The sequence below is a fragment of the Larkinella humicola genome, from assembly GCF_008727875.1.
Taxonomy (GTDB): domain Bacteria; phylum Bacteroidota; class Bacteroidia; order Cytophagales; family Spirosomataceae; genus Larkinella; species Larkinella humicola.
This window is the reverse complement of the sequence record NZ_VTWS01000003.1, coordinates 79,210-104,496: the sequence shown is the minus strand read 5'-3', so window position 1 is coordinate 104,496 and position 25,287 is coordinate 79,210. Positions and strand designations below refer to the sequence as shown.

17 protein-coding genes are annotated in these 25,287 nt (G+C 50.7%); 14 read left to right on the top strand and 3 right to left on the bottom strand.

Features of this window, described 5'->3' with window-relative positions; genetic code table 11:
* Positions 1–36 precede the first annotated feature (36 nt).
* Positions 37–696, top strand: coding sequence for a hypothetical protein (locus F0P93_RS12555; protein WP_150876770.1), 660 nt, complete (start codon positions 37–39; stop codon positions 694–696).
* Positions 697–792: 96 nt separating this feature from the next.
* Here the strand turns inward: F0P93_RS12555 and F0P93_RS12550 are convergent, their stop codons facing one another.
* Positions 793–1,608 carry a TerC family protein gene (locus tag F0P93_RS12550; RefSeq protein ID WP_150876769.1) on the bottom strand — a complete coding sequence of 272 codons (816 nt, stop codon included), beginning with the start codon at positions 1,606–1,608 and terminating at the stop codon, positions 793–795.
* Positions 1,609–2,510: 902 nt separating this feature from the next.
* Between F0P93_RS12550 and F0P93_RS12545 the strand changes: the two genes are divergently transcribed.
* Together F0P93_RS12545 and F0P93_RS12540 are read left to right on the top strand one after the other, a co-directional pair.
* Positions 2,511–4,847: a GumC family protein gene (locus F0P93_RS12545; RefSeq protein ID WP_150876768.1), complete on the top strand. Its 2,337-nt coding sequence runs from the start codon at positions 2,511–2,513 to the stop codon at positions 4,845–4,847.
* A gap of 61 nt (positions 4,848–4,908) precedes the next feature.
* Positions 4,909–6,180: an N-acetyl sugar amidotransferase gene (locus F0P93_RS12540; RefSeq protein ID WP_150876767.1), complete on the top strand. Its 1,272-nt coding sequence runs from the start codon at positions 4,909–4,911 to the stop codon at positions 6,178–6,180.
* Positions 6,181–6,245: 65 nt separating this feature from the next.
* Here the strand turns inward: F0P93_RS12540 and F0P93_RS12535 are convergent, their stop codons facing one another.
* Both F0P93_RS12535 and F0P93_RS12530 read right to left on the bottom strand, forming a co-directional pair.
* Positions 6,246–6,587: a LytTR family DNA-binding domain-containing protein gene (locus F0P93_RS12535; RefSeq protein ID WP_150876766.1), complete on the bottom strand. Its 342-nt coding sequence runs from the start codon at positions 6,585–6,587 to the stop codon at positions 6,246–6,248.
* On the bottom strand, positions 6,584–7,123 hold the full coding sequence (locus F0P93_RS12530; RefSeq protein ID WP_150876765.1) for a hypothetical protein: 540 nt from the start codon (positions 7,121–7,123) through the stop codon (positions 6,584–6,586). Before F0P93_RS12530 ends, F0P93_RS12535 begins: the two co-directional genes overlap by 4 nt.
* Positions 7,124–7,493: 370 nt before the next feature.
* Between F0P93_RS12530 and F0P93_RS12525 the strand changes: the two genes are divergently transcribed.
* The 11 genes from F0P93_RS12525 (at position 7,494) to F0P93_RS12475 (ending at position 25,281) form a co-directional block, all read left to right on the top strand.
* The gene (locus F0P93_RS12525; protein ID WP_150876764.1) at positions 7,494–10,055 is read left to right on the top strand and encodes a T9SS type A sorting domain-containing protein; all 2,562 of its coding nucleotides are present in this window, start codon (positions 7,494–7,496) and stop codon (positions 10,053–10,055) included.
* Between the two features lie 203 nt (positions 10,056–10,258).
* The gene (locus tag F0P93_RS12520) at positions 10,259–10,927 is read left to right on the top strand and encodes a 4'-phosphopantetheinyl transferase family protein (RefSeq protein WP_150876763.1); all 669 of its coding nucleotides are present in this window, start codon (positions 10,259–10,261) and stop codon (positions 10,925–10,927) included.
* Between the two features lie 280 nt (positions 10,928–11,207).
* Entirely contained in the window at positions 11,208–14,468 is a 3,261-nt protein-coding gene (locus F0P93_RS12515) for a putative Ig domain-containing protein (protein WP_150876762.1), read from the top strand.
* Between the two features lie 872 nt (positions 14,469–15,340).
* Complete coding sequence (locus tag F0P93_RS12510) at positions 15,341–16,129, top strand: polysaccharide biosynthesis/export family protein (protein ID WP_150876761.1); 789 nt, start codon at positions 15,341–15,343, stop codon at positions 16,127–16,129.
* 4 nt (positions 16,130–16,133) lie between these two features.
* Entirely contained in the window at positions 16,134–18,476 is a 2,343-nt protein-coding gene (locus F0P93_RS12505) for a GumC family protein (protein WP_150876760.1), read from the top strand.
* Positions 18,477–18,604: 128 nt separating this feature from the next.
* Positions 18,605–19,273 (top strand): sugar transferase, encoded by a 669-nt coding sequence (locus F0P93_RS12500; protein ID WP_150876759.1) that lies wholly within the window; start codon positions 18,605–18,607, stop codon positions 19,271–19,273.
* A 22-nt stretch (positions 19,274–19,295) separates the two neighbouring features.
* A complete protein-coding gene (locus F0P93_RS12495; protein ID WP_150876758.1) occupies positions 19,296–19,778 on the top strand; it encodes a UpxY family transcription antiterminator in 483 nt (160 codons plus the stop codon).
* A 183-nt stretch (positions 19,779–19,961) separates the two neighbouring features.
* Positions 19,962–20,867 carry a hypothetical protein gene (locus F0P93_RS12490; protein WP_150876757.1) on the top strand — a complete coding sequence of 302 codons (906 nt, stop codon included), beginning with the start codon at positions 19,962–19,964 and terminating at the stop codon, positions 20,865–20,867.
* Between the two features lie 55 nt (positions 20,868–20,922).
* Complete coding sequence (locus F0P93_RS12485; RefSeq protein ID WP_150876756.1) at positions 20,923–22,467, top strand: lipopolysaccharide biosynthesis protein; 1,545 nt, start codon at positions 20,923–20,925, stop codon at positions 22,465–22,467.
* A gap of 184 nt (positions 22,468–22,651) precedes the next feature.
* Entirely contained in the window at positions 22,652–23,638 is a 987-nt protein-coding gene (locus tag F0P93_RS12480; RefSeq protein ID WP_225309470.1) for a glycosyltransferase family 4 protein, read from the top strand.
* Positions 23,635–25,281: a hypothetical protein gene (locus F0P93_RS12475; RefSeq protein ID WP_150876755.1), complete on the top strand. Its 1,647-nt coding sequence runs from the start codon at positions 23,635–23,637 to the stop codon at positions 25,279–25,281. The genes F0P93_RS12480 and F0P93_RS12475 overlap by 4 nt, the downstream gene beginning before the upstream one ends.
* The last annotated feature ends 6 nt before the right edge of the window (positions 25,282–25,287 follow it).

Sequence of the window (25,287 nt, the reverse complement as noted above, 5' to 3'; positions counted from 1 at the left end):
CGGCTTTCAACCAACCATTTAAACGGAAGTCTTCCCATGAAAAGAATGCTGATTTTGGGCCTGTTTGTCGTCGGCCTGACCCCGGTAGCCAGCGCACAGGGTGTTTTTTTGACCGACGTCAACGGGCAGGTGCTCAGAGCCAGTAAATACGTGGATGTGCAGGGTTCGCCGTATCTGAACGAAGCCTGGAAAGAAGGGGCGGTCATAACCGCCGGCAACAAGACGTATCCAAATTTGAAAGTACGGTATGATGTGTTTGCGGGCGAGCTGGAATATCTGCAAAATAACCAGACCTATCGGTTAAGTCCGGCGGCTATCAAGGAATTCCGGATCATGGACAACGACGAATTGCTCTTTCGAAACGGATTTGCCGCTGTAAATGCCAACACCCCGGCTACGTTTTATCAGGTGCTGGTCGATGGTCCGACGAAGCTGTTGAAGCATACGAAAGTGAATATCGTCGAAAATAAACCGTTCAACTCGGCGACAGTGACGAAGGAGTTTCAGAAGCAGGAGCTGTATTTTATTGCCAAACCGGACGGAACGATGCAGCGCATTCAGAAAAATAAGAAGTCGGTGCTGGCTGCGTTGACCGACCAAAAAGACCGCGTCGAAAAACTGATTAAAGAGCAGGATCTGAACCTGAGCGAAGAAAATAACCTGATTACGCTGCTGGAAAGTTATAATGCGAAATAGACCATTGACGATTGACCATTGACGACCGACCATCTTCCAAAACCGGTTTTCAATGGTCAATCGTCGGCGGTCAATCGTCAATGGTCAATCGACCACTCACATTATCCCTTCTCGCTTGGCCTGTTCTTCGAAGCCATGTAGCTGAACCGGTTGCTGCTTTTTGCGAAGGCGCATGTTGAGGAATTCGACCAGCAGCGAAAACGCAATGGCAAAATAGAGATACCCTTTCGGAACCGCACCGATTTCGGCATTGAAGAAGACAAACTCGGCCAGGTGGGCTCCCTCGGCGATGAGCATGAAACCGATCATGATCAGAAAGGCCAGGCCAAGCATCTGAATACTCGGGTGTTCATTGACAAATTTGCCGACAGGGCCTGCAAAAAACATCATGATCAGCACGGAAAGGACGACGGCAATAATCATGACCGTCACATTCTGAGTTAGTCCTACCGCCGTCAGGATGGAGTCGATTGAGAAAACGACGTTGATGATGGCAATTTGCGCTACTACGCCGGAAATGCTGGCCTTAACCGGGGCACCCGCGGTTTCTTCTTCCTCATTCGAATTGCCTTCCAGTTTATGATGAATCTCTGTGGTGGCCTTGTACAATAGAAACAAACCCCCAATGATCAGGATGACGCTTTGTCCGGTAAAAGCAGCACTTAACCAACGGCTTTCATAATGCATAAACGGTTTGCTGAGCGAAATCAGCACCGAAATGCCGAATAACAGAGCAACCCGGAAAATCATGGCCAGCAACAGACCAATGTTGCGGGCTTTGGGTTGATCAGCGGGAGCTAATTTGTTTGCGGCAATGGAGATAAAGATGATGTTGTCGATACCCAGTACAATTTCCAGAAATGTCAGCGTTAGCAGACTGACAATGTTTTCGGCGGAGAACAATTGATCCATTCGTAAGTAGTTTGATCGTTGGCGAATTGTCCCCAAATTACCCGCTTTGCGGCAGTTCAACAACAATTTCATCAAAATCAGCGCTGAAAATGGCAAAAGGATTCTAACGAATTGGCATGCTCAATGGCAGCGTTTTTGGTCAGGAGAAGAGAAATCATTTCCTGGAGAATTCTGCTCATCCATTCCGGAGTGGAAATGACCCGGAATGGATGAGCGCTACGTCTTTATTTGTCGGACAAGAGACAGCAACAAAGCGCCGGATGCGCAACGCGCTTTTCAATCCGTTATTTTTACAAAGAAATAAGGTATAATTATCTGTCTATCTGAGTATTGACCGATACTTTAGATAAGTTTGTTCCGGAAATGGGATAAAAGGTAGACGGGGGTGGTTACAAGACATTTGTTTTTCATATGTATCTACAAGCAATTTAAATTGGTAAATTATTTCTGCCACCATATAATAAATTTACAATTTGTAATTTGTTAGATAAAATTTGAATAACGTAGATTTGTTGTGAATAAAATGGGCATTTTGGTTACTATAACACTAAAACACCTTGTTTTTGGCCAAAAACTTTCCTTTTCTGTTAGTAGATAAGTCTGTTTAATGACAGAAGAATCGCTTCTCAAGGCGACACGGGGGGTAAGAGTAAATACTTAAGTATTTATAATAAGCCAGAAAACTTTTTTTAAGTTAATATTGTAAAAAAAAAGCGGAACCCTTTTTCCGGGTGAATTTTGAAGGAGGAGGCTGTTATAAAATTTCGAAGACTTCCTCCGTGTCCATGGTGTCTTAATGCATACAACCTCCTCGATACGAACTTCATATTAAACACGTTATAAACCGTCCTTTTGGACGATGAATACACTCTTTACTTTATTCTTTTCTAAGCCGGTTGCTCATGAAGTCATCGAATATGTATAGTTATCCAATGTATCCTCAGGGCGAGATTAACTCCTCGGACGCAAAGGGAACATTGAAAGACTATCTGAAACACTGGAAGTGGTTTTTGATTTCGCTGATCGCGCTGATTGTGGCCGGTTTCGTCTACATCTGGTTTACCGAGCCAATTTACCGGGTTCAGGCGAGTTTACTGGTGAAAGACGAGCCGCCGAAAAGCGGGGTTTCGGGCGATGGCATCCTGAAAGACCTGACGGCTTACAGTCCCGGAAAAGTCATCGAAAACGAAATTGAAATTCTGAAGTCAAACTCGTTGATGAAGAAAGTGGTCGACTCGCTGGGGTTGAACATTCGCTATTTTCGCAGCACGCCCTTCGGCAAACGGGAGATTTATGAAGAAGCTCCAATCCGGATCGTTCTGACCGATCCAACCCCCAATCTATACCGGGCCGATCTGGAAATCGGCATCATCAGCCCCACTACGGTACGCCTGAACGATTGGGTCTATCCGGCCAATCAAATCATCAATACGCCTTTCGGGCGGTTGCAAATTTTTATTAAGCAGCCGGTGGTCTACACCAACGAACCGCTGGTGGTGCAGGTCATGCCGCAGGCCCAGACCATTCGCTATTACCAGAGCAAACTCACCGTTGCGCCCAGCGGAAAAGAGTCGACGGTGTTGGTGCTGACCATCGAGGACGCCGTGCCGACCAAAGGAGAAGCCATTCTCAATCAGATGATTGCCAACTACAGCTCGGCTTCTACCAACGAAAAAAACCGGGCGGTGGCCAATGCGCTCAGCTTTATTCAGACGCGTCTGAAACTCGTTTCGGCTGAATTGGCCACGCTGGAGAAGTCGATCGAAACCTACAAAGCGGTGAATGGCATTTCCGGTATCGGCTCCGGTCCCCAGTCGCTGCTGAGTAGTTTGCAAAGCAATGACGCGCAACTCAATCGGGTTGCCATTCAGCTCAGCACGCTGGGCGATGTGGAAAAATACGTTCGCAGCAAAGGTGAAAACCGGGGTGTGCTGCCAACAACGCTGAAATTCAGTGATCCGACGTTAACGGCCCTGATTGGTAAATTGACGGAGCTTGAAACGCAGCGGACGGTGCTGCTTCGGAATTCGCCGGAACCGAGCCCGGTATTGCGTTCGCTCGACGATCAGATTTTTGCCACCCGGGCCAGCATCAGCGAAACGCTGGCAACGCTCCGTGGCATTCTGACCAATACGCGCAGCCAGTTGCTGGCCGCCAACAAACGATTTGAAGCCCGGGTTCGCCTTATACCGGGGAAAGAACAGGCACTGATGAACATTACGCGGCAGCAGGCCATCAAGAACAATTTGTATAACTACCTGCTCCAGAAGCAGGAAGAAACCGCCCTTTCGTTTGCTTCCGTCTCATCCAACAGCCAGGTGATCGATGCCGCCAGCGGGAGTCTGGAACCGGTGAAACCCATCAAGTGGCTGATTCTGTTGCTGTTCGGAACTGTCGGTCTGCTCATTCCCATCGTTGTGATCCGGATCAAACGGTTTTTCAACGAACGGGTTTCCGGGCGGGCCGAAATCAATCAGGCTACCAACGCCCCCGTCATTGGGGAGATTGCCTACGTCAGACACGAGTTTCCGGTGGTGGTAAACGGCCGGAAACGTTCGGTGGCGGCCGAACAGATTCGGGCTTTGCGGACGAATCTCCAGTTTTTGCGCGAAAACCCGAACGATAGCCAGGTGTTGCTGTTTACGTCCAGTCTGAGCGGAGAAGGCAAGTCGTTTCTGTCGCTCAACGTGGCCGTGAGCATGGCACTGGTGGGTCGTCCAACGCTGATCATGGACATGGATTTGCGCCGGCCCAAACTGCACAAGGCGCTGAACATGCTCAATTTTCGCGGCAGCAGCAGCTACCTGACGGGCGAGGCTACGCTGGACGAAGTGCTGCAGCAGGTGCCCGGTTTCGATAATTTGTTCATTATTTCCTGCGGTCCCATTCCGCTCAACCCGTCGGAGTTGCTCAGCGGTCCGCGTCTGCGTGAACTGATCGAAGAAGCCCGTACGCGGTTTGACAATATCATCATCGATTCTCCGCCGATTGGTCTGGTGACCGACGCCCAGTTGATCGGGCCGTTTGTGGACGTTACGCTGTACGCCATTCGCCATAATATCACCAACCGCAGCTACCTCAAACTGGTGGATTTGCTGTACCAGGAAAAGCGGTTTCCTAAACTGAATGTTGTGCTGAATTCCGTCAAAAATAGATACTCGTACGATTACCGGTATTATTACTACCGGAAATCGGGCAATGACAAGCCCAATCTGTTGCGAAAATATTTGCTGCACTGAAACAGACGCTCGTCCGCTTTGATACAATGGACGGGTGGATGAACGATCTGAAAAGCCGGGCATGATTACCGTACCAAAAGATTTTCTTGCAAAATGGAAAAACGGACCGTCGGAAAAAAAACTGGCGTTTTCCCGGCCGGAGCGCAGGCACAGGCACTCCCGGGATCGGACTGCAGCGGCCGATTCGTTGAAATTCACGAAAGTTGATAATTTCCGGCGCTGTAGTCGGTGCGTACTGGATACGACTGTTTCCGATATCTGGTTCGATGCTGCGGGCGTCTGCAAATACTGCCACATCCACGACGAAATGGAGCGTCTCCATCCGTTGAAAAACATGGAGGAGGATTTGCAGCGGATTGTAAAGCGGATTAAAAAGGCCGGCCGGAACAAAACCTACGACTGCATTGTGGGGGTGAGTGGCGGTCGCGACAGCATCTACACCCTCTTTCTGGCGCGTAAACTGGGCCTCCGCCCCCTGGCGGTCTATTTCGACAACGGCTGGAATACCGAAATTGCGGTTTCGAACATCCGGAAAGCAACTGATCTGTTGCGGGTGGATCTGCATACGGTTTTAGCCGATCTGGAAGAATTCAAAGATTTGCAGCGGGCGTTCCTCAAAGCATCCGTACCCGACGCCGACATCCCAACGGTTTACGCCATCCATTCCGTATTGTACGAAACAGCCGCTAAACAGGGCATTGGCTACATTCTGAACGGGCACTCGTTCCGGACCGAAGGCACCTCACCCATTAGCTGGACTTACATGGACGGCCGGTATATCAAGAATGTGCACCGGCGGTTTGGCAGCGGGGTGATCCGCAGTTTCAAGATCATGATGTTACCCTATCTGTTGTATTACAGTTTCGTAAAACGCATTCGGGAAGTGCGGCTGCTGGAATACATCGATTACAACAAGAAAAAAGCGGATGAAATTCTGGCCCACGACCTGGGCTGGGTGTATTACGGCGGGTACCACCACAAAAACCTGTATACCAAGTTTTTTCAGTCGTTTCTGTTGCCGAACAAATTCAATATCGATAAACGCAAAACGGAGTTGTCGGCGCTGGTTCGTTCCGGGCAGAAAACGCGGGAAGAAGCCATTGCGGAGCTGGAAGCCAGTGCTTACCGGTACGACCGGTCGGTGGTGATCTACGCCGTGGCCAAATTGGGGTGGACGCTGGAAGAGTGGGAGAGGGTTTATTTCCGCGCTCCGCGCTCACACAAGGATTTCAAAACGTATCTGCCGCTGATCCGGTTGCTGCGTCTGCCGATCTGGGTGGCCTGCAAACTGCGGATCTTACCCCACATTCTGTATTTGAAGTATGCCAGTTAGAAACAAGTAGAGACCCGCCGGTTTTCAAACGGGCGCGGAACAACAAACCGGTTCGGGAAAGGGTCTTAGTTATTGGCCGATTTGACGGCTTTGAATACTTCGGCGATGCGCCGGCGGGCTACCAGCAGAACCGTGCCGTTGGTCAGGGTAAGCTCGACCTGGTAGGTGGAAATCCGGTGCAGCCGGGCGATGTGCGTGGGGTTGACGAGGGCGCCCCGGCTGATGCGGATGAACTCGGGAAGCATTTTCTGCCAGCGAACCAGCGTTCGGGCAGTCATCAGGTTGGGGGCATTACTGCGGTGCAACAGGCTGTAATTGCTATTGCCCTCCAACCAGATGAGATCGGAGAGCGACAGGGGTACTTTATATCCTCTCAAAAGTAGAGAGCCCGCTTGCTGCTGCATCATGAAGAAGTCGTCAATTGGTGGGTGACGTTTTGCAGAAATAAACGAACCCGAACCGCTTCTGTGGTTAATTCACACCGTTCTGCCTGTAAGAAATGATCGAGCATCGTTTTGTCAGTTGCAGTCGCAATCCGTTGAACCCGACCACTCTGACGCGCCCACAAACTGTATCCATAAATGGCATTCGGGCATTCGGCCAGAACGGCAAAACCATACGGTGTTGAATCCCCGGATGGCTGGTGCCACAGGACAAACCAGCGTGCTTTTGCCATAATTTGCGGTAGCGAAAGCCGCTGCTTTTCCCAAACCTGAAAATGATTCAGAAGGTCCTCTAAGGGGATTTCCGTCTCATCCGGCTCGGTTGATGGAATAACCCGGTTTGGAGATTCTGCAATTTCAGTTTGAAAGCGGTGGCGTTGAGTAAACCAGAAAGACATTTCAGGTAGTTGATAACTCACTTGCATAGCCAACCTAGTGAATTCCGGAGAATCGCTCAGATGAGTTAAAACTTGTGAGAGTATAAGTTCATGCGTATTCATCCAATTTCAGTGCCATTTTGTGCGGTTTATAGTTCTATTCATAAAAATTTGTTGAAAAGGTAAATTATTTATGATCCTGTCATCCGAATCTGATACCGTAAAATCACTACGCTGGAATCAAGGCGATTTGAGCGTATTTGGCACAGTAATTGTCACACTGGGGGCGAATAAATGAGGGAGACTCCTGGTGGTATACGCAGGGGTCTTTTTTGATTTTTATCCGCTCCGAAAGTCGGCGGCAGGGGGTAAAAAGCGTTGAAGCCTCGGTTTTAGCCGGGATTTTTTGCTGGTTTGTTAGCGAATTCGAAGTACTTTTATAACCGCATTGGGCCAGTAAGCGGGCATGGCAGCTATAAAATTTTACGTAACGATGTACCGATTTCTTTTTTGGCTTTCTGTTCTGCTGGGTGGCCTTTTGAGTTCACAAACCGCCGAAGCCCAACCGGTTATATTCAATGCCAGCCCTTCGGCCCAACCCGGCGAAACCGTCGGCCTGCAAGGGTCGTTCGGAGCCTCGGCCCGGGCTTATTTCAACAAAGGGACGGCCACAACGCCCACGGCCTTGCCCATTCAGGTGCAGAGCGCCAACCAGCTCACCGTTCAGATACCCGCCCAGACCGGTCTGGATCTGTACGAAATCTGGGTGGAAGATCAGGGGCAGCGTAGTCCCAGTGTGTTCGTCAACCAGGCGCTGGGGCATCATTTCGACTCACCGGAGGTCTACGCCGACGGCACAGTTCGCATCTTTGGCCGGAATCTGAAACTGGCCGGGGCAAATCCCCGCGTTCGTCTGTTGGCGGATGGTTCCAATACCGTCCACGAAGCGGTGGTGAATACCGAGCAGAGCGACGCCTACCAACTGAGTCTGAAACTGCCCGGCAGCCTGCAAGCCGGAGTCGCCTACACGGTTTCGGTGACCAACGGTTTGGGTGGCACCGCCGGCGAAACCCGCATGGAATCCAAGTTGACCGCCGTTACGCCCGGTCAGGATTATTTCCAACTGGGGGTTGGCTGGGCGGCCAAACTGGACTTTTACCGCAACGTCTACAACGTCAAAACCGATACGCGCCTGCCTGTGAAAGCGGTGGGAAACGGGGTCGCCAACGACCAGCCCGCCCTGCAACAAGCCATCAATCGCGTGGCCGCCGACGGGGGCGGTATTGTCTACCTGCCCGCCGGAACCTATAAGCTCTTGACACCCAACTTCGAATACCTGCGGATGCGCAACCGGGTGGTGATTCAGGGAGCGGGGAAGGGGCAGACCATCATTCAGTTTGGCTACGAACCGGGCGTTTCGCATCTGGGCGTCAGTTGGCCGGAAATCACCCGGCAGGCCGGTCTGGCGGATTTGTCGTTGCTGAACATCGACGAAACGGGCAGTGGGCAACTGAGCAGCAGCCGGGGGCAGGGCACGGAGATTTTTCTGCAACGGGTTCGGTTCGATCTCAACCGCAGTGACTGGCTGTGGCTGGCCAACAGCGACAAGCTGGTGATTGCCAACACCGATCTGAGCCAGGGTGTCGACAGCCAGTATGACTACCGGGGCCCTTTGCAATTGAATGGGTGCCGGAATTTTGTGCTACGGGATAACACGTTCAACTATGCCGTGGACGGCCTGAACCTGAACGAGACGCAAGACGGGGTTTTTGAGAACAATGTGGTCATCCGTGACGGTTCGGCCCGGTATCCAGCCAACACCATTCACCACGTTCTGATCCTGAGTTTTGCCCGGAATGTCGCGATGCTCAAGAACGAATTCAAGGTCGTCAACGGCCCGGCCCAGAATGGCAACGATGGCGAAACAATCCTGAGCGAAGGCGGGGGGGCTGACCGCATCGATGAAGACGCGGGAACGGTGAGCGGAGCCACGGCCACGACTTTGCAAGACCAGAGCAAGACTTGGGGGAGTTTTCGACGGCAGCCGGTGGTGGCCATTGTGAGCGGCAGAGGGATGGGACAATGGCGCCGGATCATCAGCCGGAGCGGCTCCACATTGCAGTTGGACCGCGCCTGGGACGTCATTCCGGAGGCCGGAAGTCATTATGCCATTTTTAACTGGGGCGCTGAAAACTGGCTGGTGTTGAACAACCGCATGGAAGGCAACCGCCGGGGCATCACGCTGTACCACACATCGACAAACCTGGTAGCGATTGTCAACAATACCCTGCTCAACAGTGGCTCGATTGACCTGACGCCGGTTCAACAACTGTATAACGGTCGTCAACAATTCATTCCGGTTTATAACACCCAGATTGTGGGCAACACGGTTTCGAACACAGACCGGTCGAATGGCGTATTCATTGGCGTCCATGCCGTGCAGCACCGGCAGGAGCGAACCTTTGGTACATCGGTGGTGGGGCTGGAGGTGCGGGGCAACACGCTGCGGGCGGGCGTTCCGAACACCCCGGCGGTGGTGGATGCGGAGTTTCCGGAAGGCTACCTCAATTATTTGGAATACAATCCGGTGACGTTTTATCAGGACGAACGGATTCCGGCCGTTCTGGGCAGTATTTTCGAAAACAACACGGCCATCAATTGCAACAATGCGCTGTATGTCAACAGCGGTTCCTACAACACGCTGGTTTGCAACCTGAAACTGGAAAATTCACCCAATGCGATTCGGGACGACCGGCTGGACCGAGTCAGCCACGCTTCGGTGTCGACCTCGTTGTGCCTGATTACCGGCGATGAAGAGTCGCAGCTTGTTGTGAAGATTTACCCCAATCCGGCAACCACCGAACTCCACGTCCAATTGTCGGCGGCCGGGGCGCAATTGAAAGTATATTCACTAGCCGGGGCCTTGTTTATGGATACCCGAACGGCAACTTCCGAAGCCAATCTGGACGTACGACGTCTTCCCGTTGGGCCTTATGTGTTGCAGGTTCAACCCGACCAGGGGAGCGTCGTAAGTGAGTGCTTCATAAAATATTAACAATTTGATGGAAATTAAATTGTTAATTATCAGGTGTTTATATTTATTTCGGCAAAAGAATGTCAAATTAAAAATGACGAATGCTAACTATAAAAGTGCCGTATTGGAAAATACTTTTACAGTGAGCGTTCATCATTTTAAATTTAACATTTTCCTTCTTTTTCCTTCAAATTTGAACACGAATCAAATCCTGGGCAGGATCAATGTATAAATGGAAGGAAGAACCACAGGTCTCGATTGCATCGGCTCCGCTGGGTGATCGCTGGCCGGACGCCCTTTATCAGCACTACCTGCAAGCCATACCAACCGCCTTTCACGCCAAGCTGAATGCCTACCGGAACTGGCAGGACCGGCAGCGCTCCCTAATTGGCCGGTTGTTGCTGGCGAACCTTCTGCATCAGTATGGTTATCCCACTGACACGCTGAAGCGGCTTACCATCGGCCGGTACGGAAAACCGTTTATCGATTCCGGTTTTCACTTCAATATTGCCCATTCCGCCGACCGGATTGTTTGCGTAGCCAGCCGGGATATTGCCGTCGGAATAGACATTGAATTGATCCGACCCATTGACTTCTCTGATTTTGAATCCGTGATGTCGTCCGCGCAATGGCAGCGGATCACGGAATCGGAAGAGCCGATTCTGGAATTCTGGCGTCACTGGACTGTCAAAGAAGCGATTGCCAAAGCCGACGGCCGTGGAATCGGACTGCCGCTTGCCACCATTTCGATTGAATCAGCCGTTGCCATGCTGGGCGAAAGCCGTTGGTATGTGGCAGAACTGGAGCAGTGGAACGGGTATTGCAGTTTTGTTGCGGGCAACCAGCCGATCGAGCCCGGTCTGGTTGCTTTTGAAACGTACCAGTTTGGGTAAAAACCAGTCGGCCTTTTCCACCATCAGGTGTTCGGTTCTTCCAATTTTTGTCAAAATCTCCCCAAGTCTCTTCTTTTCCCCCCTCTCAGCCGGTGGCTCCGCTGTGGTCGACCGTCCGTTCTCTCCCTTTTTTGCAAACTCCTTCAAAACGGGTTGAATTGGCACAGATTTAGCGGAAGAATAACGAGCCAACAAAGGCGATGTTAGTTCTGTGACTACACATTGGTGAACAGGGACCGTGCGGTTGGATACGATGCGTAATCTGTAAAAAAATAAAGATATGACCCATCGTTACCTGACATTCTTCTTTTTCATTAGCCTTTTTACCTTACAAATCGCCGGAGCCCAACCGGTTGTATTCAATGCCAGCCCTTCGGCCCAACCCGGCGAAACCGTCGGTCTGCAAGGGTCGTTCGGAGCGTCGGCTAAAGCATTTTTCCGCAGAGGTACAGCCACAACGCCCACGGCCTTGCCCATTCAGGTGCAGAGCGCCAACCAGCTCACCGTTCAGATACCCGCCCAGACCGGTCTGGATCTGTACGAAATCTGGGTGGAAGACCAGGGGCAGCGTAGTCCCAGTGTGTTCGTCAACCAGGCATCGGGGCATCATTTCGACTCACCGGAGGTGTATGCCAACGGCACGGTTCGCATCTTTGGTCGGAATCTGAAACTGGCCGGGGCAAATCCCCGCGTTCGTCTGCTGGCAGATGGTTCCAATACCGTCCACGAAGCGGTGGTAAATACCGAGCAGAGCGACGCCTACCAACTGAGTCTGAAACTGCCCGGCAGCCTGCAAGCCGGAGTCGCCTACACGGTTTCGGTGACCAACGGTTTGGGTGGCACCGCCGGCGAAACCCGCATGGAATCCAAGTTGACCGCCGTTACGCCCGGTCAGGATTATTTCCAACTGGGGGTTGGCTGGGCGGCCAAACTGGACTTTTACCGCAACGTCTACAACGTCAAAACCGATACGCGCCTGCCTGTGAAAGCGGTGGGAAACGGGGTCGCCAACGACCAGCCCGCCCTGCAACAAGCCATCAATCGCGTGGCCGCCGACGGGGGCGGTATTGTCTACCTGCCCGCCGGAACCTATAAGCTCTTGACACCCAACTTCGAATACCTGCGGATGCGCAACCGGGTGGTGATTCAGGGAGCGGGGAAAGGGCAGACCATCATTCAGTTTGGCTACGAAACCGGCGTTTCTCATCTGGGGGTTCTCTGGCCGGAAATCACCCGGCAGGCCGGTCTGGCGGATTTGTCATTGCTGAACATCGACGAAACAGGCAGCGAACGGCTGAACAGCAGCCGGGGGCAGGGCACGGAGATTTTTCTGCAGCGGGTTCGGTTCGATCTCAACCGCAGTGACTGGCTGTGGCTGGCCAACAGCGATAAGCTGGTGATTGCCAACACCGACCTGAGCCAGGGCGTCGACAGCCGTTTTAGCTACCGGGGGCCGCTGCAACTGGACGGATGCAGTCATTTTGTACTCCGGGGAAATACCTTCACCTACGCCGTCGATGGTCTTAATCTGGACAAAACCCGCGACGGGGTTTTTGAAAACAACGTGGTCATCCGCGACGGCTCGGCCCGCTACCCCACCAGCACGATCCACCACGTTCTGATCCTGAATTTTGCCCAGAATGTAGCGGTGCTCAACAACGAATTCAAGGTCGTCAACGGCCCGGCCCAGAACGGCAGAGACGGCGAAACGATTATTAGCGAAGGGGGAGGGGGTGACCGCATCGATGAAGACGCGGGAACGGTGAGCGGAGCCACGGCCACGACCTTGCAGGACCAGAGCAGGAACTGGGGGAGCTTTCGGCGGCAGCCGGTGGTGGCCATTGTGAGCGGAAAAGGGATGGGGCAATGGCGCCGGATCATCAGCCGGAGCGGCTCCACATTGCAGTTGGACCGCGCCTGGGACGTCATTCCGGGTGCGGGGAGCCGGTATGCGGTTTTCAACTGGGGGGCACGCAACTGGTTGATTCAGGGCAATCGGTTGTCGGGCAATCACCGGGGCATCACGCTGTATCACACATCGACAAACCAGGTAGCGATTGTCAACAATACCCTGCTCAACAGTGGCTCGATTGACCTGACGCCGATTCAGCAGCAATCGGACGGCCGTCAGCAGTTTATGCCGATGTATAACACCCAGATTGTGGGCAACACGGTTTCGAATACGAATGGCGCCAATGGTGTATTTATTGGTGTTCATCCCGTGCAGCATGCCCAGGAAAAAACCTTCGGCACGTCGGTGGTAGGGCTGGAGGTACGGGGCAACACGCTGCGGGCGGGCGTTCCGAACACCCCGGCGGTGGTGGATGCGGAGTTTCCGGAAGGCTACCTCAATTACCTGGAGTATCATCCCATCGCGTTTTATCAGGATGAGCAGGTTCCGGCAATTCTGGGCAGTATTTTCGAGAACAATACGGCCATTAATTGCAGCAATGCGCTGTATCTGAACAGTGGTTCCTACAACACGCTGGTTTGTAACCTGAAGCTGGAAAATTCACCCAATGCGATTCGGGACGACCGGCTGGATCGGGTCAGTCATGCTGCGGAAGGAACGGTTTTGTGTAATAAAGTCAACCCGGCTCCCACGGCCAACAAACCTCCGCTGCCGCCTTCGCCGACCGTATTGATTGCTCCGCTGACGGCCCAGGTGGGGGTGCCTTTCTCCGGAACGCTGGTGGCTTTTACTGATCCCGAAGGCGGGACCCTGACGTACGGGTTAAGCGAATTACCCGGTGGATTGAGTACGAATACCGGCAACCGGAGCCTGAGTGCCGCTGCATTCAGTTCCATTATCAGTGGCACGCCGGTCAAAGAAGGAACCTATAAGCTGACGTATTCGGCCACCGACGAGCAAGGCGCAACGAGCCAGGTCAGTTTCGATTTGGTTATTAAACCCGCTCCCGTTGCTTCCGTCGTTACCGGGAATTTTGAAGGTTTTCTGGATAAACTGGAATGCGGAAGCATCCGGGGTTGGGTCTGGGATCGCAACAAACCGAACACCTCATTAACGGTCGAGTTCTACCTGGAAACCGGTTCCCCGGTTGTTACTACGATTTTAGGGCGCACGGAAGCTAACATTTACCGGACTGATTTAAAAGACGCGGGGAAGGGAAATGGGGTACATGCCTACAATTTTTCGCCCCCATCGGGCTTGAAAAACGGAGCGATGGTTCGGGCCAGGGTATTGGGCAGTGCGTACTTGCTGAAAGGGTCGCCCAAGGCTTATCAATGTGCGAATGCCCGTTTATCCGCCGAAACGGCTGCCGATCTCAGCGTAACTGTGCTGGGGAATCCAGTCACCGGTGATGCCTTGGAAATCGAGATTCGGGGCGCAGAAGGCCAGCCGGTTTCCTGGCAATTATCGGATGTTCAAGGTCGGTTGATCACCCGGCAGCGGGTAGAACGGGCCGGGCTAGTGGAGCGCCAGCACGTGTCGGTTCCCGGCCTTCCAACGGGGCTTCTGTGGCTTCGGGTCAGCACGGCCGATCAAGTCAAAACCGTTCGGGTGCTGAAGGCCGACTGAAGCAATCCGGTAGCTGGCTTGGACGCAACCGCCCGGTTTTCTGATCAGGCCGTTGCCGCTTTTCCGTTTCCTTTCTTCATCAAAAATATTTTCAGTTTACCAGCAAAACGTAAACCGGGCAGGCTGACCGACCCGAAAACCTTTCCTTCTGTTCCTCTAAAAAGGCCCCATTTGGTCCGGTCACTTCGTGCATCGGGAGCGATGCGTTTGCGCCGGAAGACTTGCTAATCCGGCCCGGTTAGAATTATCGCACAAAAAAACCACTGCCATATAATAAAGTAAGAGAATCCAAATGAATAAAATTCATTGGATTTCTTTGTCTGTTAAATAGGACGGTTACTTTATACGATACAAGGTAAGGTATTATCATTGTACAAGCAAATAAAATGGTTATAAATACTACATACCTCCACAGGGTTAGCACAATTTGTAGAAATTATATTCCCGTAAAAACTTGAGTAATGTTTAGTTTTTTACCATTTACGGAACGGTAGTCGATTCTGCGATCAAAGTAGTTGGGAATTCTTAAATCATGTGTCTGATAAAGGAGATCACGCAAATACCTAAAGTATTTGCGAAATTAAATTCTATTTTTATTCAATTTATAAGTATTATTTTTGTAATGCAGTTGCTTTCATCAGAAGCGGTAATGGCATCTAGAGACTTTACCGCAAGGATCATGCAACCCGAAGAGTACCCCGAAACGTCAGGCCGTGTAAATTGTTTTCGTTTTTTGAATTGAGTAATTTTACTTAACTTGCAAAACTTTTTGACAAGGACAATGTCTTGTTAGCGAAGTGGATGAGTTAGTCTGGCAGTAGCAGTCCGGTTATTTGCAGAATCAGTATCATTATTTTTATTAAAGTGACGGTATGAATCAATGTAAACTGGGTGTTCGGGGTGGGATTTGGGTGTTGGGTTTGTGTGTTTTCCTGACGAGTTGCATATCGAGTAAGAAGTTAGTGCTGTATCAGAAAAGCGGCAATGATAAAGACACCATTGCTCTTTCGCCACGGTATGTAGCGACCATCAAAGTAGGCGATGTGTTGTCTGTTCAAGTGAGCAGCTTTAGCCCGGAGGCCACGGCTCTGTTCAATCCCTATACCTCCATCACGGCGATGGCCGGGCAGAGTTCCGCCACAACCCCCATGCCCTACGTGACCGGTTATCTGGTTAGCGAAGAAGGGCAGATTGAATTGCCTCTGATCGGCAAAGTGACCGTCCAGGGGCTCACCAGCAGCCAGGCCGCCAAACAGATCCGGCAGAAATTGCTCGATTACCTGAAAGAACCAACGGTGAATGTCAGAAACCTGAGCTTTCAGATTTCCGTCACGGGAGAAGTGGCCCGACCCTCTCTCTTCACCATTCCCAATGAGCGCGTTACGTTGCCCGAGGCCCTGGGGCTGGCGGGTGATATTACCATTTTCGGACAGCGTACGAACATTTTAGTCATTCGCGAAGAAAATGGGCAACGGACGTTTAACCGCGTTGACTTGACCCGGCGGGATTTGTTTCGCTCGCCATTCTATTACCTGCATCCTAACGATATCGTGTATGTTGAACCCGGTAAGGCCCGTATTGCCAATGCAGACCGGAACTATCAGTTAGTACCCATTATCCTCAGTGCGCTTTCGATCATAGCCATTGTTGTAACGCGTTAATACTATGGTAAATAACTCATACACGCCTTATCAGGCCTATGAAATAGCACCACAGCCAAATCTACGGGCCACCCTCATGCGGTATTTGCGTTTCTGGCCGTGGTTCATGCTTTCCTGTGTTGTCATGCTCGGTGCGGCTTACGTGTATCTGCTGTATCAACCGCAGGTTTTCAGGGTACATGCGAGTTTGCTGATCAAAGACGAAAAGAAAGGGGGCGTTGCCGCCGAGAACCTGATGAAGGAACTCTCGCTTTTTACTAAGAACGTCAGCATCGACGACCAGATCGAGATTCTTAAGTCCTACACCCTGATGGACCGGGTGGTGAAAAGTCTGGGACTCGACGTTCAGTACTATCACCCTACCAAAACATACAACAAGGAAATCTACGGAGAATCGCCCATCCGGTTACTGGTTGAAAAAGAACATCCGAGCCTGTTTTCCACCGAGTTGACGTTTACATTCGTAGACGAAAAAACGTTTCTGTTAAACGGTTACTCCTATCCGTTTAACCAAAATATCAAAACGCCTTACGGGCTGCTTCGCGTATTTGCCCTCAAGCCCGTCTCGGCCAGCACACCACCCGTGCTGGTGTCGGTGGCGACGCACTCGAGAGCCGTCAACAGCTATCTGAATAAACTGAGCGTTGAACCGGCAGCCAAGGAGTCCAATGTGCTGGAGCTTAGCATGGAAGAAACCGTGCCGGACAAAGCGGAAGCGATCCTGAACCAACTGGTCAATGCCTACAGCAAGGAAGCGGTTTTTGATAAAAACAAAGACGCCAATAACATGCTCCACTTCATTGAAGAACGGCTGAGCCTGATTGCCGGTGAGCTATCGAAAGTGGAACAGGAAGTCGAAACCTACAAATCGACCGAAGGCATTACGGATCTGAGCATCCAGGCCCAGACCTTCCTGATGACTGTCAAGGAAAATGATGCTCAGTTGAACGAGGTAAACATGCGGTTGAGCGGTTTGGCGGATATTGAACGCTACGTGGCCAAACAGATTGGTGACAAAAGCGTGGCCCCCGCCACCATCGGATTAAACGACCCGACCCTGAACGGCTTGCTCACGAAAGTATCGGAACTCGAACTGAAACGCGATGAAATGTCGCGCATGATGGCCAGCAACAGCCCCATGCTCCAGTCGATCGACAGCCAGATCAGAACCATCAAAGGCAGCATCAACGAAAATATCCGGACGATGCGGCAGCAGTTGACCAGCGGCCGTACCCATCTGCTGGCGAATAACCGGCGGTTGGAAGGCATGATCCGGACCGTTCCGGGGAAGGAGCGGACACTGCTCAACATTACCCGGCAGCAGGTCATTAAAAACGGGCTGTATACCTATCTGCTTCAAAAACGGGAAGAAACCGCTTTGTCGGCGGCTTCAACGGTTTCCGACAGCCGGATTGTGGATGCCGCGCGCACGGACGAAGGGCCGATTGCACCGGTGAAAACGTCCATCTTTTTGATCTTCGGTTGCATCGGCCTGGTGTTGCCCATCGGCTTTATTGAACTGAAATCCGCTCTCAATGACCGGGTTATGCGACGCTCTGACGTGGAGGAATTCACGCAGGTTCCCATTTTGGGCGAGATTGTGAAGGGCAGTAAAATGTCCAGCGACAACCTGGTTTTCAAACCGAGGATGCGCTCCGTGATTGGGGAGCAGATTCGGGCCTTGCGGACGAATCTGCATTTTCTGAAAGGGGAAGAACAGCGCAGCCAGGTATTGCTGTTCACTTCCTGCATCAGTGGGGAAGGCAAATCGTTCATTTCCCTCAACCTGGGGGCCAGTCTGGCGATGGTGGAACGGACGACGGTTATCCTGGAGATGGACCTGCGGAAACCGCAACTGCACAAGAGCCTGCACATGGAAAACCTCGCCGGCATCAGTAATTACCTGCTGGGAGAAGCGACGATCGATGAGCTGCTTCAGCCCATCATGGGATACAACAACTACTTCATCATTACGGCGGGGCCGCTTCTGTCGAACCCGGCAGAGTTGTTGAGCTCGCCCCGTTTGGGCCAGCTCTTTCGCGAATTGCGGCAACGGTTCGACTACATTCTGGTCGATTCACCACCCGTTGGGCTGGTAACCGACTCGCAGGTAATTGCGCCGTTTGCCGATGTTACCCTGTTTATGATCCGGCACGACCATACGCCCAAAAATCACCTGAAAATGGTGGACGCCCTGTACAAAGAACAGCGATTCCAGAATTTAAGCATTGTCCTGAACGCCATTGGAGAAGGCGATTCGCATTACTATAATTATGGCTACGGCGAATATTATGGAGGTTCGGATCCAAACCAGCAGGGTGGCAAGGGAAAACACCGAAAAACCTAATCCGACGACCTTTTAAGAACGCAAAGCCACCAACCGCGGGCTTTGTTGATGGCATGACAACCACCTTCGACGGATTTCAAAACCGTCATTCTCCTATAACGAACCCGAATTAGACAGTTAAAAGCAATATGCTAAGCCTTAACTCACAATACCAAACTCTTTATGTCTATGCGGAGGAACGAAACCGACGCAGTGATTTTACATACCGGTATTTTGGAAAGAGGGCATTCGATGTTTGCCTGAGTTTTCTGGTTACTGTATGTATTCTGATCTGGATGATCCCATTGATTGGATTGCTGATCAAATTGGGTTCTCCCGGCCCCATTCTCTTCATCCAAAAGCGCACCGGATACCGCGGGGCTTCTTTCAATTGTCTGAAATTCAGGACGATGACGCACAATCCGGCAGACTCCTTCAAACAGGCAAAGCGAAACGATGAGCGGATCACCCCGATCGGGCGGTTCCTGCGAAAAACCAATCTGGACGAGATGCCGCAATTCATCAATGTGCTCATCGGCGACATGAGCATTGTCGGCCCGCGGCCCCATGCCATTCAACACAGTGCGCAATTCTGGAATACGATGCCGGAATACCGGAAACGCTACCGCGTGAAACCGGGGATCACCGGACTGGCCCAGATCAATGGGTACCGGGGTGAAATTGACCATGTGATGAAAATGCGCCACCGGGTCAGATACGACCGCTTCTACAACCGGAAAAAGTCTATTCTGTTCGATCTCTGGATTTGCTGGCTGACGGTGAAGGCCATGGTTGGTGAAAATAAGAACGCCTGGTAACGGGATAATCCTTTGCAAGCCTATGTCCTGGTACGTATTGTATACAAAGTCCCGAACCGAAAAGGTGGTGGCGGACAAGTTGAAAGAGCGCGGTATCGAAGTGTATTGTCCACTGGTTAAAACCAAACGAAAGTGGTCGGACCGGACCAAAACCGTGGAAGAACCGCTTTTCCGGTCCTATTGCTTTGTAAATCTGGAAGAACAGCAACGCGCCCAGGTATTTGGGGTTCCCGGAATTGTTCGTTACCTGTTCTGGATGAATAAACCCGCCGTGGTTCGGGACTCCGAAATCGAGATCATCCGACGAATGCTCAATGAGACCGATAACAACCACATTCAGGTCGAGACTTTCTCATCCTCCGACCGCATCAAAATAAAATCCGGCTGTTTTCAGAATACCGAAGGCAACGTAATGAACCAGCAGGGGAAAACACTGCAAGTGTTTATCGATTCGCTGCAAATGGTTATAAAGGTTGATTTATCGAGAACGCTGGTTACGGCTTGAAGGCCACGTTTGAGCCCCTGCAATTTCTGACTACCCTGAAGTGCTGCGAGTTAGGTTCAACCTGGGACTGAAAGGGCGAAGCCGTATCAAAACCGCCGGTATGTCAGTACATACGTACACCGTTTAAGCGGAAAAAATCAGAATAAAGGGCTGGAAGCATAGCTCAAAATAGTCTGTCAATTCATGAAAAAAATAGCTCTGGCGGCCCTTGTTTTTTGTCTCTTTCTGCTGCTGGTGGAGCTGGCCGGTCGCTATTATGGATTAACCAATTATCCCCTCTACGACGCCAGTAGCGAGTATGAATACCTGCTAAAACCCAATCAGGATGTCAGGATTTACCGGAATCGATTTACCACCAATGAATTCTCCATGCGCAGCGCACCGATTGCCAAAACCGATACACTCGTGGTTTTATTGGTGGGCGACTCGATCATCAACGGCGGTAATTCCATCGATCAGGATAGCTTGGCCAGCACCCTGGTTGAAAAGGAATTGCTGCGGAAATACGGTAAAAAAGTACGCGTATTGAACATCAGTGACAAGACCTGGTCGCCCGATAATGTGGTGGCTTATTTAAAGAAATTCGGGGTGTTCGGTGCCGATATGATTCTGATGGTGGCCAATAGTGGCGACGCATTCGACCCGATGACTTTTCAGCCCATTGTAGGCGTAACGTCAACGCATCCGGATAAAAATGACGCATTTGCCTGGCCCAAATTGGTCGTAAAAGCGTGGGCCACCGTAGAAGATCGCTACTTCAGATCCGAAGAGCCCGCTACGAAAGAGGAAAAAACCGCTGAAAAACCCGAAAATCTGGTCAAAGGGTTTGCCGATTTAGACAGTATTGCCAGGCAGTTAAATATACCGTTCTTTCTGTATTTACACCGCTCTCAGTCGGAACTGACGAAAAATACCGTTGACCGGGGCGGCTTGGTGATTGAAGAATTCTGCCAAAAAAATCACATTCCGATGCGCATCAACCGTATGGACTTCGACATGTTCAACGATGAGATTCATTTGAACAGCAAGGGACAAAAAGCGTTAGCGAAGGATTTATTGCCCATCATTCAGTCGGAATTAAAGCTGTAAAGAAGGCGTGCTAAGAGAAGTTTTTGAATCTAATCCATGATGAGCAATCCCATTTATGTCAACCACTAAACGACTGATTTCAGGTACAGCGGCTTCCTGGGCCAGAATTGGGGTTACTATGCTCACTCAGGTGGCTCTTGTTCCCATCTTTCTGAGCTATTGGGACATTCAAACCTATGGGGTATACATCGCCATTCAGGCACTGATCAATGTTTTAAACACCCTGGGGAGAGGCTACAGCGATTTTTTACAGTTCGAATTTCTGAAATTAGGCACGACCAACCGCCCCCGGATTGCCTCCCTGCTTTGGTCCGGGGTCAGTGTCATTCTGATCCTGAGTGTTCTGGAACTCTCCATTTTATACTACATCGCCTTCTACAGCCATATCGAGTTTTTATTCAACGAAAAAAGCATCAATAATCCGGGCTTTAGAGATCAGGTTGGCTGGTCGCTCTTATTGCAATGGGTTACGTGGATAGGTTCTAATATTATTGGGCTGTTTTTCAGAGCCTTAAATCCCTTTGGCTACTATCCCCGGATGGAATGGTGGAACGTGATTTCGTCCATTCTTACCGCACTTATTACGGTTATTTTTATCGTAAATGGGGCCGACTTACTGGGGGTTACCATCGCGGCTTCCGTGGGGTCACTGGCGATCATGTTCATTCAATTTCTGGATACCAATACGCTGTTAAAACGGGAAAGCATTCAAATGACGACGGCTTCTGTGCGGGTGGGCTTCGAAAAATACGTTACCTCCATTACGTTGTCGGGCCGGTATTTTCTGGAAAACTTCAAACAGCAGGGCGTTCGGCTGTTGCTGTCGCCCCTGGTGGGCGCAGCCAGTCTGGCGGCTTTCGTAACGATGCGAACCGGTGCCAATGTGGCCTTGCAGGGGCTGTCTACCATTACCAACCCGCTAATGCCGGAGCTGATGCGGTTTCTTCATACCAAGGACCAGGAACGCATGCAGGTCGCTTTCGACAGCATCTGGCTGGTGGTGGTAGCCGTTCTGGCTCCTTCCGTGCTGGTGATCCATGCCCTGGCTCCTTTCCTGTTTACGATGTGGACGAAAGGCCAGATCGTTTACGATCCTTATCTGTTCGCTACGCTGTCGTTGAGTGTGCTGGTGTACGGCATCGCCCAACCGGCCACCGCGATTGTCACCGGGAATAATTTGCTCAAATTGCAAATGGGCATTTCGCTGGTCTCGTCACTGATCGTTATCGCCGGTATCTTTTTTCTCGTTCCCCAAATCAGCATCGTCGGTGCCGGTATCTCGCTATTAACCGCCGAAATCGCAGCCGCTATTGGGTTCCAGTATTACGCCAGAAAATGGCTCCAGTCTCATCACATGCGTTGGCCGAACCAATCATACGGCATCGCAATCCGATCCGTCTTGATAGCGGCTTTTGGCATGATCATGATGAGTGCATTCCCGGACTATTACCTGTTGTATCTGGCCGTTTCCTTTGTGGCGTTATGCTGGAATATCAAGAAATACTGGGAGCTGTTTTCGAAGATCGGGGTGGAGAAAACCTTGTTATTATTAAGTCGTTTGCCCGTTATTGGCAAGTACTGTTACAGCAAAACAGCCTAATTCAATCATGAAGGTTACCCAGTTAGCGATCGGAAGATTTCATCACTTCCACCTCGCAAGACAATTAGAACGGTTAGGACTGCTGGAAAGGATATACACGGGCTTTCCTAAATTTAAATTAAAAGATGAGCAGGGCATTCCGAAGGATAAAGTAAAGACATTTCCGTGGATTCATACGCCCTACATGAAAAGAGGGTTGATTGGAATTAATTACTGGGAGTGGTTATCGGAAGAGTGGGAATGGATCGATAAACAGGTGATTGATAAATATGTGGCCGGCAAAATTGACCATCCGACCATCCTGATTGCTTTGTCGGGCAATGGGCTGCACGCCGGCAAAAAAGCGAAAGACAACAACGGTTATTTCATCTGCGACCGGGGCTCATCCCACATCCGGTTTCAGGATCAAATCCTGCGCGAAGAATACGCCCGCTGGGGATTTACGTTTCGGGGAGTTGATCCGCGGGTGATCGAAAAGGAAGAAATTGAATATGAACAGGCCGACCGGATTACGATTCCTTCTGAGTTCGTAAAGAAAACATTTATCGATCAGGGCGTTCGCGAAAGCAAGCTTTCTAAAATACCGTATGGTGCCCGGCTGGAGCGGTTTTATAAAGTGGCCGAACCCGACACGGACAAATTTAAAGTACTCTGGGTGGGCAATGTGTGCCTTCGGAAAGGGTTCATGTATGCCTTACATGCCTTCCAGAATCTCCGGCATCCCAACAAGGAATTTGTCGTCATCGGAACGGTTGAATCGGAAATAAAACAATTGCTGATCGGGCAAAACCTGGACAAGGTATTTTTTCTGGGCCTGATCCCGAACGTTCAACTCCCCCGCATGTATAGCACCGCCAGCGTCTTTATCATCCCGAGTTTGGAAGAAGGATTGGCCATGGTGCAGGGCGAAGCGTTGGCCTGCGGCTGTCCGGTGATTGCCAGTGTAAATTCGGGAGCCGAAGATTTATTTAAAGACGGTCAGGAAGGCTTTATTGTCCCCATTCGGAATCCGGCGATTATGACTGAAAAGTTAATGCAGTTGGCTGATGACCCGGCCTTGCGGGATAGCATGTCGGTGGCGGCTATCGAGTGCGTGAAAAGCATGGGCGGGTGGGATCGGTACGGAGACGGATTTAGGGAAACACTACTAGCCCTGGTCGAAGGAAAATGAGCATGGTAGCCAGTCAGAAACAGTTCCTCACATCCGCCCCGCAGACGACTGTCCTGCCGGTTCAGCCACGCTTTATTTTTTTAGGGCTGTTCAAACGGTGGATCTGGATGGCGGTTTTTGTGGCCGCCCTGCTGCAAAGTCTGTTTTTCTTCAGCCCTGCCAATCTGTTTGCGGTAGTGTTTGTCATTATCGCGTGGGGACTGGCCGATAAATTTATTCTGACGGCTTTTAACTTATCAAAATACACCTTTTCAACCGTCATCATTCTGGGTTTTTCACTCACCCAGTATGTTTTGCCGCTGATCTTTACGCTGCTCGAAGGAAAACCGATCACCTATAACCTTAAATTTCCGTACAGCGTTTTTATTCATTCTTTACTGGCGTTGCTGGTCTTTATAACGTCCCATCACCTCTATAAAAAATGGCGCGAAGGGCTTGCTGGCAGACTGTATTATAAACTGAGTCTGGTTTTAAAGCGGAATTATTTTTTTGCAACACCCTCCAACCTGCAAATCTGGATCATTGGCTTCGTGGGATTAGCCGGTATGGCCGTTACGTACCTCAGTGGCAGCCATTTTGATGGAACCGCCGAAGAAAGAGGAACGGTGGCGAAGTTTTTCCAGGGACTGGTACCGTATGCGTATACGCCCTTATTCCTGTTATTAAGACCCTTATTTTCGTTAAAAAGACCGCCTTTCGTTAAACCGCCGACGCTTAAAGTCCTGATTTTTGCTTCCATGCTGTTGTTTGTCGGTATGGGCGGAAACAGCCGCGGACTTTTCATGACCGGCATCAGTGCGGTGGGAATTGCCTATCTGATTGGGCTCTTGTTAGGCAAATTCGACCACAACATCTTCAATTTTAAAAATGCCCTTTTGGCCGGTTTAGGACTCTGGATTATAACCGGTCCGCTCGCGGATTTGGGCACGTCCATGGTGATTGTCAGGGCGCAGAGAAGCAATCTGACCAGTACGGAACTGGTGCTGAAAACGCTCGAGGTTTTGCAGAATAAAAAAGCCATCAAGCAGTTCAGAGCCATGAATACAGTGATTGAAGTTCGGGATTGGGATGAGACGTATTTTGATAACATCTTCCTGTCGAGGTTCTGCAACCTGAAATACAATGATGCCAGCCTTGAACTGGCGTATAAAATGGGCAAGCCGAACGATGATATGCTCAGTTATTCCATCGATAAATTCTGGGCTATTCTGCCGCTACCAGTTTTAAACTTTTTCCACATCAAAGTGGATAAACTCACGGTCAATGCGTCCTCCTATGGCGATTATTTGTACGATCGATCGGGCGGAAAAGGAGGATTGGGCGGTTTTCGAACGGGCCATTTTGCCGGAACCGGCATGGCAACTTTTGGGTGGTGGTATCTTTTATTGATGGCCGTTGGCATCATTCCCCTGTTTTTACTGGTTGACTTATTTGTCATGTATTACCAGCAGGGGGCCGTGATGACGACCTGTTTAAGTCTGGCCGGGCTCATTCAAATGAACTTCTTCTTTACCTTATTTTCGGTTTCTAATTTTTCGGAAAGCGTCGTTAACATTTATTCTTTTTTAATGCGGGGCTGGATTCAGGATGCCCTTCTCTACTGGTTTATCCTGTTGGTTCTTCGCAAGCTCCGTCTTTTTTAAGGTCGT

Bases quoted from the DNA above. Each gene is read 5' to 3' on its own strand.
- F0P93_RS12555 (WP_150876770.1), top strand. From the start codon at position 37: ATGAAAAGAATGCTGATTTTGGGCCTGTTTGTCGTCGGCCTGACCCCG.
- F0P93_RS12550 (WP_150876769.1), bottom strand. From the start codon at position 1,608: ATGGATCAATTGTTCTCCGCCGAAAACATTGTCAGTCTGCTAACGCTG.
- F0P93_RS12545 (WP_150876768.1), top strand. From the start codon at position 2,511: ATGAAGTCATCGAATATGTATAGTTATCCAATGTATCCTCAGGGCGAG.
- F0P93_RS12540 (WP_150876767.1), top strand. From the start codon at position 4,909: ATGATTACCGTACCAAAAGATTTTCTTGCAAAATGGAAAAACGGACCG.
- F0P93_RS12535 (WP_150876766.1), bottom strand. From the start codon at position 6,587: ATGATGCAGCAGCAAGCGGGCTCTCTACTTTTGAGAGGATATAAAGTA.
- F0P93_RS12530 (WP_150876765.1), bottom strand. From the start codon at position 7,123: ATGAATACGCATGAACTTATACTCTCACAAGTTTTAACTCATCTGAGC.
- F0P93_RS12525 (WP_150876764.1), top strand. From the start codon at position 7,494: ATGTACCGATTTCTTTTTTGGCTTTCTGTTCTGCTGGGTGGCCTTTTG.
- F0P93_RS12520 (WP_150876763.1), top strand. From the start codon at position 10,259: ATGTATAAATGGAAGGAAGAACCACAGGTCTCGATTGCATCGGCTCCG.
- F0P93_RS12515 (WP_150876762.1), top strand. From the start codon at position 11,208: ATGACCCATCGTTACCTGACATTCTTCTTTTTCATTAGCCTTTTTACC.
- F0P93_RS12510 (WP_150876761.1), top strand. From the start codon at position 15,341: ATGAATCAATGTAAACTGGGTGTTCGGGGTGGGATTTGGGTGTTGGGT.
- F0P93_RS12505 (WP_150876760.1), top strand. From the start codon at position 16,134: ATGGTAAATAACTCATACACGCCTTATCAGGCCTATGAAATAGCACCA.
- F0P93_RS12500 (WP_150876759.1), top strand. From the start codon at position 18,605: ATGCTAAGCCTTAACTCACAATACCAAACTCTTTATGTCTATGCGGAG.
- F0P93_RS12495 (WP_150876758.1), top strand. From the start codon at position 19,296: ATGTCCTGGTACGTATTGTATACAAAGTCCCGAACCGAAAAGGTGGTG.
- F0P93_RS12490 (WP_150876757.1), top strand. From the start codon at position 19,962: ATGAAAAAAATAGCTCTGGCGGCCCTTGTTTTTTGTCTCTTTCTGCTG.
- F0P93_RS12485 (WP_150876756.1), top strand. From the start codon at position 20,923: ATGTCAACCACTAAACGACTGATTTCAGGTACAGCGGCTTCCTGGGCC.
- F0P93_RS12480 (WP_225309470.1), top strand. From the start codon at position 22,652: ATGAAAAGAGGGTTGATTGGAATTAATTACTGGGAGTGGTTATCGGAA.
- F0P93_RS12475 (WP_150876755.1), top strand. From the start codon at position 23,635: ATGAGCATGGTAGCCAGTCAGAAACAGTTCCTCACATCCGCCCCGCAG.